The 10538-nt window shown below is 70.1% G+C and carries 11 protein-coding genes; 3 read left to right on the top strand and 8 right to left on the bottom strand.

Translation table 11 applies throughout. From position 1 onward, the window contains the following. From AC32QD_RS07500 to AC32QD_RS07480, 5 genes are all read right to left on the bottom strand, one after another. Positions 1–195, bottom strand: a 195-nt coding sequence (locus AC32QD_RS07500; RefSeq protein WP_492009869.1) for a GNAT family N-acetyltransferase, incomplete at its 3' end; no start/stop codon positions are given. Beyond that, positions 192–779, bottom strand: a complete 588-nt coding sequence (locus AC32QD_RS07495) for a 5-formyltetrahydrofolate cyclo-ligase (protein WP_492009868.1) — start codon at positions 777–779, stop codon at positions 192–194. The genes AC32QD_RS07500 and AC32QD_RS07495, both read right to left, overlap by 4 nt. Positions 780–1034: 255 nt before the next feature. Further along, positions 1035–1592, bottom strand: a complete 558-nt coding sequence (locus AC32QD_RS07490) for a VOC family protein (RefSeq protein WP_492009867.1) — start codon at positions 1590–1592, stop codon at positions 1035–1037. A 42-nt stretch (positions 1593–1634) separates the two neighbouring features. Further along, entirely contained in the window at positions 1635–1964 is a 330-nt protein-coding gene (locus AC32QD_RS07485; protein WP_492009866.1) for a cell division protein ZapA, read from the bottom strand. 40 nt (positions 1965–2004) lie between these two features. Beyond that, a complete protein-coding gene (locus tag AC32QD_RS07480; protein WP_492009865.1) occupies positions 2005–2301 on the bottom strand; it encodes a hypothetical protein in 297 nt (98 codons plus the stop codon). A 275-nt stretch (positions 2302–2576) separates the two neighbouring features. On the opposite strand from AC32QD_RS07480, the gene tkt reads away from it, so the two are divergent. Together tkt and AC32QD_RS07470 are read left to right on the top strand one after the other, a co-directional pair. Next, positions 2577–4580, top strand: coding sequence for a transketolase (gene tkt / locus AC32QD_RS07475; RefSeq protein WP_492009864.1), 2004 nt, complete (start codon positions 2577–2579; stop codon positions 4578–4580). A gap of 165 nt (positions 4581–4745) precedes the next feature. After that, on the top strand, positions 4746–5375 hold the full coding sequence (locus tag AC32QD_RS07470; protein WP_492009863.1) for a c-type cytochrome: 630 nt from the start codon (positions 4746–4748) through the stop codon (positions 5373–5375). 79 nt (positions 5376–5454) lie between these two features. Here the strand turns inward: AC32QD_RS07470 and AC32QD_RS07465 are convergent, their stop codons facing one another. From AC32QD_RS07465 to AC32QD_RS07455, 3 genes are all read right to left on the bottom strand, one after another. Continuing rightward, a complete protein-coding gene (locus AC32QD_RS07465; protein WP_492009862.1) occupies positions 5455–6732 on the bottom strand; it encodes a tetratricopeptide repeat protein in 1278 nt (425 codons plus the stop codon). A 30-nt stretch (positions 6733–6762) separates the two neighbouring features. Beyond that, positions 6763–7728 carry a HupA family protein gene (locus tag AC32QD_RS07460; protein ID WP_492009861.1) on the bottom strand — a complete coding sequence of 322 codons (966 nt, stop codon included), beginning with the start codon at positions 7726–7728 and terminating at the stop codon, positions 6763–6765. Positions 7729–7943: 215 nt separating this feature from the next. Beyond that, positions 7944–9938, bottom strand: a complete 1995-nt coding sequence (locus AC32QD_RS07455) for a sulfotransferase (RefSeq protein WP_492009860.1) — start codon at positions 9936–9938, stop codon at positions 7944–7946. A gap of 294 nt (positions 9939–10232) precedes the next feature. Between AC32QD_RS07455 and AC32QD_RS07450 the strand changes: the two genes are divergently transcribed. Next, positions 10233–10538 (top strand): glyceraldehyde 3-phosphate dehydrogenase NAD-binding domain-containing protein (locus AC32QD_RS07450; protein ID WP_492009859.1); only part of this gene is annotated, 306 nt, incomplete at its 3' end.

Raw genomic sequence — 10538 nt, 5'->3', positions numbered from 1 at the left:
GTCTATGTCGCCGAGCACGGCGCCGTCGCGCTCGGCGACATAGACCCGGTGCGGCGGGTCGCACCAGTAGGCGAGCGCCGCGTCCTGGCCGATGTCGCGCTCGACCGTATAGGTCTCGCCGGCGCGGAAGATCGGCTCGAGGATGCGCCAGATCGCCTGCGCGTCGGCGGCGCGGGCCTCGCGGACCCCGGTCATCGGCCGGGCAGGATCGGGCCGGCCTCGGTGACGACGGCATCGAGGCGTTGGTCGGTGGGCTCGTGCGGGATCGCCGGGACCTGCTGCGCGGCATAGGCGAGGCCGATGGCGAGCGTGCGGCGCCGGGCGCGCAGTTGGGCGAGGCTGCGGTCGTAGAAGCCGCCGCCATAGCCGAGCCGGTGGCCCGCGGCGTCGAAGGCCACCAGCGGCGCGATGAGGAGGTCGGGCTCGAGCCAGGCGCCCCGGGCCGGGACCTCGGCGCCGAAGGCGCCCGCCACCATCTCGGCGCCCGGCTGCCATGCGCGGAAGCGCAGCGGCAGGCCGGCGCCCTCGATCACCGGCACGCACAGTCGGTGCCCGGCGGCGTGGAGCGCCTGCATCAGCGGGGTGGGGTCGATCTCGGAGCGGATCGGGCGGTAGCCGGAGACGGTGCGCGCGCCGGCCAGGAGCCGCATGGCCAGCACGTGGTCGCGCGCGGCCATCGCGGCCTCGCCGCCGGCGGCACGGTCGGCCTGATGCGCGGCCTTGCGGCGCGCGAGCGCCGCGCGGCGCAGCGCGGCCTTGGGATCGGGGGCGGGGTCCATGGAGGGTGGCTCTAGCGCGCGGGCGGCGCGCGTGCAAGGCGGGTGGCGGGCCCGTCGCGACCGTCGAGGCTCCAGATCCTCGCGAGCCTGGCTAACCAGGTGGGCACCAGATGCGATAGGCCACGGCCAGTCGCAGCGCCGGCTCCCGCGAGAAGAAATAGGCCAGCAGGATTCTGGCCTCTGAACGGGAAGGACAGCACCCGCCGTGGGCCAAGATAGGGGCGCGGCAGGGCGTTGAAAAGGGGCGAGGCCGGTTCAGCCGCGCGGCGCGCCCCGCCCCGGCAGCGGGCGCATGGCAGCGGCTATGGGGTCGGCGCGCCAGTCGGGATGGTCCCTGGTCGCCGCCTTGAGCGCGCGGAGCCAGCGGAGATAGGCCAGCGGAGAGGGAATGCGGGGCGTGTGCGCCAGCTCCCAGTGGATGCCGTTGATCGGGTCGTCGAAGAACACGGCGTAGTAGCCCGGCGCATAGATCGCGTAGTCGGCCGGGGGATCCGTGACGGGCACGTCCCTTGCCAGCAGAAATTCGGCATGGAAGGCGTCGACCTCGGCGCGGCTGCGCGCCCACAGCGCGACGTGGTGGATGCCGGTGGCGTGCGCGACGTGGTCGAGCCGGCCGCCGGTGCGAGCGGGCTGGATGCCGATATAGCTGTGCGGGATGGGCAGCCGCGCCACGTAGTAGGTGGAGCGGTAGCCCAGATCGAGGGTCCAGAAGCTGCGATAGCCCAGCCAGCCGAACATCGCGTCGTAGAAGGCGACGGAGGCATCGTAGTCGAGGACCGAGAGTTCGACGTGGTGCAGGCCTCGCCAGCGCACGGTGCCCCCCTGTGCGGTTCCCCGGTGCGGCCGGCGGGGGCGCTAGTTGCCGGGCTTGGTGGTGGCCATCTTCTCGATGTGCTCGGCCAGGCTGGTGACGCGGGCCGCCAGCGCGTGCTCGCGCTCGGGGTCGAGGCCGTCGGCGCGCGCCTCGAGCTCGTCGAGCCGGGTCTCGGCGTCGGCGAGGCGGTCGGCGACCAGCAGCGCGGTCATCAGGAACAGCCGCGCCTCGGGCATGTTGCCGAACTGGCGCTGGAGCCCGCGCGCCTCGGTGTCGATGAGCGCGGCGAGGCGCGAGAGATGCTCCTCCTCGCCGGGGCCGCAGCCGAGCCGGTAGCTGCGGCCGGCGATGTCGACGCTGACTTCGGACATGGCGGGCCTCCTCGCGGCGTCCCTGGTCAAGGGCGCAGGTTCAATGGCTTCCCTGGGCGGCGCGGGGGCCCGTGTCGTGCTCCTGCGCGGCGAGCTGGGCGCGCAGGTCGCCCAGCGCGGCCTTGACCGCCTCGGCCGCCTCGGCGCGGAGCTGGGCGTCCTCCTCGCGCGCGGCGCGCAGCTCGGCCAGCTCGGTGCGCAGCGCGTCGCGCTCGGCCTCGAGCGCGGCGATTCGCTTGGCGTGGGCGCCCTGCTCGGCCTTGCCCCGCTTGGAGGCGTCGAGCAGCGTCACCACCGCGCCGTTCAGCCGGTCGAGCGCCTGATCCAGTTCCGACATTCCGCTCGCATCCCCCGTTTGCCTCGATCTCGACCCCGCACGGCTGCTGGTCGAATCATGCCTCGCACCGCCCCCGACCACAAGTATCATCGCGGACGGATCGCGTGCAAACGATAGCGGCCGGTATCGCGGACTGGGACGCATCGGATTCCCGGCTTGATTCCCCCGCCGCCGGGAAGCATGTTCGCGGCGCCGCTCGCGGCCGCGATCCGAGGACGTCATCCGATGTCGCCATCCCGGGGAAGACAGTGAACATCCAGCCGAGAATCGAGAGCATGAAGACCGCCGATCCGCGGCGCTTCGCCATGGCGAACGCCATCCGCGTGCTGGCGATGGACGCGGTCGAGCGCGCCCAGTCCGGCCATCCGGGCATGCCCATGGGCATGGCCGACGTGGCCGCGGTGCTGTTCGACGGGCACCTGAAATACGACGCCGGGGCGCCGCGCTGGCCCGACCGCGACCGCTTCGTGCTGTCGAACGGGCACGGCTCGATGCTGCTCTATGCGGTGCTGCACCTGGCCGGATACGCCGACATGACGCTCGACGAGCTGAAGAACTTCCGCCAGCTCGGCGCGCGCACCGCCGGCCACCCCGAATACGGCCACGCCGGTGGGATCGAGACCACCACCGGGCCGCTGGGCCAGGGGCTGGCCAACGCCGTGGGCATGGCGATTGCCGAGGAGCATCTGCGCGCGCGCTTCGGGCCCAAGGTGGTGGACCACCGCACCTGGGTGATGTGCGGCGACGGTTGCCTGATGGAGGGCATCAGCCAGGAGGCGATCACGCTGGCGGGGCGGCAGAAGCTGTCCAGGCTCACCGTGCTGTGGGACGACAACGGCATCTCGATCGACGGCAAGCTGTCGCTGTCCGACACCACCGACCAGATCGGGCGCTTCGCGGCGGCGGGCTGGGCGACGCGCGCCATCGACGGGCACCATGTCGACGAGATCGAGGCGGCGCTGGAGTGGGCCGGGCGCAGCGCCAAGCCGGCGCTGATCGCCTGCCGCACCCATATCGGCTTCGGCGCGCCGGCCAAGCAGGACTCGGCCAAGGCGCACGGCTCGCCGCTGGGTGAGGCCGACATCGCCGGGGCGCGGGCGGCCTATGGCTGGAGCCATGCGCCCTTCGAGATCCCCGACGACGTGCGCGCGAACTGGCGCGAGGCCGGTGCGCGCGGCTCAGCGGCGCGGGGCGAATGGGAGGCGCGGCTGGCGGCGCTGAGCCCGGGACGCCGCGCCGAGTTCGAGCGGCTGATGGACGGCGACGTGCCCAAGCGGCTGGGCACCGCGCTGCGTGGGCTGAGAAAGACCGTGGCCGCCGAGGCGCCCAAGGTCGCCACGCGCAAGGCCTCCGAGATGGCGCTCGAGGTCATCAACCCGGTGATGAAGGAGACCGTGGGCGGCTCGGCCGACCTCACCGGCTCGAACAACACGCTGACCGCGGGGCTGGGGCTGTTCGACGTGGGCAGCCGCAAGGGGCGCTATATCCATTACGGCATCCGCGAGCACGGCATGGCCGCGGCGATGAACGGCATGGCGCTGCACGGCGGCGTGGTGCCCTATGGCGGCACCTTCCTGTGCTTCACCGACTATGCCCGGCCGGCGATCCGGCTGGCGGCGCTGATGGGCATCAGGGTGGTGTTCGTCATGACGCACGACTCGATCGGGCTGGGCGAGGACGGGCCGACGCATCAGCCGGTCGAGCACCTGGCGATGCTGCGCGCCACGCCCAACCTCGCCGTGTTCCGCCCCGCCGACGCGGTGGAGACCGCGGAAGCCTGGGAGATCGCGCTGAGCACGCAGGGCCGGCCGAGCGTGCTGGCGCTGACCCGGCAGGGGCTGCCGACGGTCAGGACCCGGCATACCAACCAGAACCTGACCGCGCGCGGCGCCTATGTGCTGGCCGAGGCCGACCACAAGCGCCGCGCCATCCTGCTGGCCAGCGGCTCGGAGGTCGAGGTGGCGCTGGGCGCCAAGCGGCTCCTGGAGGCCAAGGGGCTGGGCGCGCGCGTGGTCTCGATGCCGTCGTGGGAGCTGTTCGCGGCGCAGGACGAGCGCTATCGCCAGAAGGTGCTGCCCGCGGGCGCGGTGCGCGTCGGCGTCGAGGCGGCGGTGCGGCAAGGCTGGGACCGCTGGCTGTTGGGCGAGCGCGGCAGCGAGAAGCGGGCCGCCTTCGTCGGCATGGAGAGCTTCGGCGCCTCGGCGCCCGCGGCCGATCTCTACAGGCATTTCGGCATCACCGCCGAGGCCGTGGCGGAGAAGGCGCTGGCGCTGATGTGAGGGGTGCGGCCCTGCAGCGCACCTGCGCAAAGTCCTGCGGCCCTTGATCCAGATCATGGTTCCCGCGCATCCGCGGGCGGAGTGTCGCGCGCAGTGAGGGAGCCGGCCGGCCGTTGCGCGACCCGGTGCAGCCTGCGCCGCCCGCTCCGAGAAGCGGAGGCAAGCATGAAACGCACGACGAGATTCGCCCTGATCGCGGCCGCTGCCGGGCTGGCCGGCTCGGGTGCGGTCGCGATGCAGCCGGGCGCCGGCCACAAGGCGACGGCGCAGATGCCGGGCATCCAGCAGGCCAAGTACCTGTCTCCCGGCCTGGTGGTGCCGACCATGGACCCCGAGCGCGGCAAGAAGCTGTTCGCGAGCAAGGGCTGCGTGGTCTGCCACTCGATCAACGGGGTGGGCGGCACGGACGCGCCGCATCTTGACGCCTCGACCATGAAGCTGCCGATGAACCCGTTCGACTTCTTTGCCCGCATGTGGCGCGGCGCGGTGCCGATGATCGCGATGCAGCAAAACGAGATAGGCCACCAGATCGAGTTCACCGGCCAGGACCTGGCCGACATCGTCGCCTTCGTGCACGACGCCGAGGTGCAGAAGACCTTCACCAAGGCCGATATCCCGGCCGACATCGCCGAGCACATGGACGAGGACAGCGACTCGGGCCAGGGCACGACGGGCGGCCAGGGGACGATGGGCGGCCAAAAGATGATGAACGGTTCGGGCACCATGGGCGGCCAGGGAATGGGCGGCCAGGGCATGATGAAGGGCTCGGGCATGATGGGCGGCAAGTCCAACTGACCGACCGATGGCACGAGGGCGGTGCGGCGTCGCCGCCCTGCCCCGCCGCACGCAGCCCGGCCGGCCGCGCGGCCCGCGCTCAGAACGCCTTCTCGATGCCGACCTCGAAGCGGACCTCGCGGTAGGAGAAGGCGCTGATCGTGCTGGTGCGCCGCGAATAGCCGGCCTTCACGTAAGGCGTGAACTGGCCGAGCAGGAAGATGTCGGTCTTGGCCAGCTCGAGGTCGACGCCGTATTCCCACTCGTTGCGGGTCTCGAACAGGGCGGGGATGCGCGCCGCGTAGTCCTGGTTGAGGAAATAGGCGCGCGCCGTGGCGTCGAGGCCGAAGCCGAGATCGGTCTGGCCGAAGACCTCGCCGCCCAGGTTGGCATAGCTCTCGAAGCCTCCCCTGGCGTCGAGCCATTCGCCGTCGAAGGCGAGCCCCGCGAGCGAGCGCCCGCCGATCGCGTGCGCCAGCCCTGCGCGCAGCTGCGCGAAGGTGCCGTCGCGGAAGTCGGAGACGTGGTCGTCGACGACGCCGCCCGCCGCGGATGCGAACAGCGACAGGCCCGAGGCGCTGCGCCATTCCACGCCGGTTTCCGCGGCGACGCGGTCCTCGAGGGGCGCGCCGGCAAAATAGCGCGTCGAGACGACGCCCGAGAGGAACGCGGTGGTGCGCGGCCAGGCGCCCCTGAACCCCGCCCGCGCGCCGAGGCGGTAGTCGTCGGCGCCGCCGCCATTGCCATCGAACAGGTTGAAGAAGCCCTGGCCGAAGGCGGTGGCGCGCAGGCCGTCGCCGGGGCTGGGAAGCTCGACCCGGTACTCGGCGCTGCCGCTGGCGGCGACGCCGTAGAGCCCGTCATGCTCGCGCTTGAGCGTGAACGGCAGCGGCACGCCGAGCACGTTCACCTTGACCTTGTCGGTGTCGTATTGCCGCGCGGCCTCGGGCGAGGTGGCGAGCCCGAGCGAGAGCGTCCAGTCGAAGCCGCGCCGGGCGTCGATCTGCTGCAGGAAGCGCAGGATGTTGGCCTTCACGGTCGCCGGCACGCCGCCCGAGAGGACGACGAAGAACTCGCGGCGCGAGTCCTCCCACTGGCGCGCCACGAAGTAGGCGCGGGCCAGCTCGAGCCGGACCCGCGGCAGGTCCGGGTGCTCGGCGAGGATGGCACGGAACAGCCGGATGGCCCGCGGCGCGTCGCCCGAGGCCAGCGCGCGCAGGCCGGCCTCGAACCCCGCCTCGATGCGCGCGGGCGAGGTGTAGGTCGCGGCACCGGCCGGCGCGGGGGCGAGCGGGACCGCCGCGCCCGCCAGCACAGCGAGAAGGGCGATGACCGTGGGCCGGACGGCGTCAGCCGCCGCGCCCGCACCGCCCCGCACCGCCGGCCCCCGTGCCGCTGCGGCGGGCCGTCACGGCGTCTTGCCGCCGACGGCGCCCATGTAGTGGCCGGGGGCGCCGGTCATGTCGAAGGTGCCGCCGATCTCCTGCTGCGCCGTCCCGTAGAACTGGCCCTTCAAGGTGCCGCTGAGCGTCGCCGGCGTGGCGCCATTCGCGATGTTCACGGCGAAGGGCTGGGTCGGCTGGCCATCGCCGCTGAAGTCGAGCAGCGAGTGCATGTCGGAGGCGGAGAGCGTGTTGGCGTTGATGGCCTGCGTGCCCGAGGTGGCGACGTGGAGGAAGTTGGTGTCGAAGTTCGCCGAGGCCGTGAAGCCGGCGAAGGTATAGAACTCCGTGCCGCTGGCATCGACGTAGATGCCGTTCGCCGTGCCGCTGTAGTTGGCGGTGCCGTTCGTCGGCACCCCCAGCGAGGCGACGCCGAGCGAGGCCGCCCCCATGACGCCGGAATTGGTGTCGAGGCCGTTGGCCCACACGCCGAAGGTCTGGTACTCGAAGTTTTGTGAGACCGGATTGGCGACGATGCCGATCTGGTCCGTGCCGGCGGTGCTGGCGACGTCGAAGCCGGCGGCGTCGGCCCCCAGCGCAACGGTGCCGTCGGTGAAGCTGTCGCCGCTGGCGGTGTCGAAGGAAGCGCCGGTGCCGGCCGGGCCCAGCGTCGCGCCGCCGCTGAACGGGTTCGCCGGGTCGGTCTGAACCGAGAGCGCGGTCGGGGTGCCGGTGCCGTCCACGGTGGCCGTGCTGGTGACGTTCACCTGCTGGCTGGGGTCGAGCACGATGCCGGTGTTGCGCGCGTTCGGCGCGTACTGGGCGACGCGGCCAATGCCCTGAAGCTGCACCGTGCTGTTCGGCTGCACGTTGCTGAAGCCATCGAAGGGCACCGCTCCTCCGCCCAGCGAGCGATTGCCGGAGCTGCCGCCGCCGCACGCGGCGAGCGAGAGCAGGACGGCGGCAAGAGGGACGTATCCGAGCTTCGACATATTCGCGCACCCCCGGGCGATGGCAGGTTTCAATTCGAATAGCCCCCCACCCCGGACGGAAGACGTTGTCTTGGCGAGTGCGAAAGGCTGACTTGAGTTTCGAAAGGGGAACTTGTCGTGTTGTTAACCATAACACGATCAACCGAGTCATGCCATTGATACATACCGGTATTCGCGGGCGGTCGTTCGGGTGCGCACGCTTTCGCGGCCGGACTCTAGCCAGGCTTGGCAGACTCCTCGGCAGCCTCCTCGGCACCCTTCCCGGCGAACGGATTCCTCGCCAGAGCCTCGAGGAGCACACGCAGATCCTTCTCAAAGGGCTTCCACGAATCGATGGAGGAGCGGTTTATCTTCTGGCGCACCTGGTAGACGCTCGACGTCTGGATGACACCCTGCGCCTGTCGGTGTTTCAAGCAGTCGGGCTGGAAACGGACGCCGGCGGCATGGAACATCTTGCGGGCTTCGTGCTCCGGATCGTCGACAAGGGCCTCGTAGCGGACCTCGTGCACGTCGTCGGGCAGCACCGCGGACCAGTGCGCCATGATTTCGTCGTGCAGGTGATGAAAATGCGCGATCGTCTCCTGGCGGTAGGCATATGAATGCAAGCCACCAAACAGTCTCCGATAAATTGAAAAGCACACATCCGCAGGGTTCCGCCGCGCATGGATGATGCGCGCGCCGGGCAGGATCAATTTCATCAAGCCGAGATACTGAAACTTCAAGAGTTCCTTGTCGACCACAAAGCGAGCGTCCTTCGCGTATTGCGGCAGGGAGTCGAGATAGAATTGGCCCAGCTCCGCGTAGAAATCGTCCGAAAGGTTCGCCGCCTCATCGGGATAGCCGGCCGCGCGGGCCTTCTCGTAACATTGCAAGCTCAAGTGAGACTCGCCGATCGAGACGACCTCCGGATGACTGGCGAGCATCTGCGCCATCAGCGTCGAGCCCGACCGCGGCAAGCCGCAGATGAAGATGACGCCGCGCCCGCGCTCGACATCCCTGGCCCTGCCGAGCAGCGCCGGCGAGAACACGCGCTTCTGCCGCTCGACGACCGCCTCCTCCGCCCCCGCGTCGTAGATCCGGTCGATCAGGGCATTGCCCTGCTCGTAGCGGCGCATCGCCGCCTCATGATCGCCCGAAGCGTAGAACACATTGGCCAGCGCAAAGGCGGCGCTGGCCCGGTTTTCCTGCGACAGGTCCGGATCGTCGATGGCCTGCTCGGCCAGCGCGAACAGGCGGCCATCGGGCTCGAGGCGGTGAATGAGCGCGGCGTAGGTGAACGGAATGTTCGACCACGGCCTCATGCTCGCCCGTTTCTCGAGCCATGACAGGGCTTCATCGAAACGACCGAGTTCAATCAGCGACAGGGCCGACAATTCGGCTACCTTGATCTGGAATTCGGGGCGATCCTCGACGCGCCGGAGAACCGCCAGTGCCTCCTCCGGCTTGCCGCTCCGGTATAACGCCACCGCCTCGGCTGTCAGGATGTAGCTGTCCTCGCGATGCTCCGCAGGCACGTTGGCCAGTTCCCTTTCGGCGACGCCGAACATATCGACCCTCGCCGCGGCCGCGATCAGGCCGGCTCGCAGGGCGAGGCTGCCGGGCGCCAATGCCAGCGCCTGCTCCAATTTCTCGTAGGCATCGAGATTGTAGCTGCTCCTCGTCGCCGCGAAGGCCTGCAACTCCAGGACGACAGGATGGTCCGCCAGGCCCTTCTCCAGCTCTTCGATCAGGCGGGTCGCCTCCTCCAGCTTTCCCGATGAAATCAGGTCCCTGGCCGTGCGGACCTGCCGAACCTGGTCTCGCGTCAGGCCTTCGAGGTCGCAGCCGAACCATGCCTCGGGACTGAATTCCCGGCCCGAAAAGGAACCGAGCGCACGACCCGGCCAGGCGGCCAGCTTGCCAAGCTCCGCGCGAAGCGCCGGCAATGCATGCGATGCCCAGTCGGACTCGCCCATCGCCAGAGCCGTGGAGGTGAACACCATCACGGCCCTGAGGTTCGCCGGATCGAGCATCAGCAGCCTGCGCAGCGCCTCCAGCGCCTCCCTTTTCCGGCCCGTCTTGATGCAGGCATCGGCATAGCGGGTCAGCAATACGGCCGAGCTCGGTCGCATGGCCCGCGCCCTGGCGTAAAGCTCCCTCGCCTCTTCGTATCCGCCGGCTTGGGCAGCCGCCTCCGCCCCCTTTATCAGATCGTCGTATGTCTCCGGCATATCAGGTTTCCACGACTGCCTCGCCACCGGTTCCAGTCACACGACCTCAGCCCCGCACCGGACACCAGACGTCCAGCTGAAGACAGGCGCAAGCCACGCACGAGACGCTGCATCACCCGACCCGCGCCATCGCCCGAGGACGACCTGGCCGAGCTTCGCGGCGGCGGCGCCCATCGGTCGCTTTGCACGAGTCCACCCTCCACCGACGAAATTGACCGCCCCCACGCGCCCTGTATAAGCGGGCCGGAAGCATTATCCTACTCGTGCAGGCTGGCACATCAAGGAGGGCACGTCATGGCTGTGAAGGTCGCGATCAACGGCTTCGGGCGCATCGGGCGCAATGTGTTGCGCTCGATCATCGAAACCGGGCGGACCGATATCGAGGTGGTGGCGATCAACGATCTCGGCCCGGTCGAGACCAACGCCCATCTGCTGCGCCGCGACTCGGTGCACGGCAAGTTCCCCCACGAGGTGACCGTCAACGGCGACACCATCGACGCCGGTCGCGGGCCGATCAAGGTAACCGCGGTCAGGGATCCAGCCGAGCTTCCCCACAAGGAACTCAACGTCGACATCGCGCTCGAATGCACCGGCCACTTC

It is taken from the genome of Thermohalobaculum sp. (genome assembly GCF_058622915.1).
The sequence above is the reverse complement of the archived record's forward strand: the minus strand, read 5'-3'. Positions and strand labels throughout refer to the sequence as shown.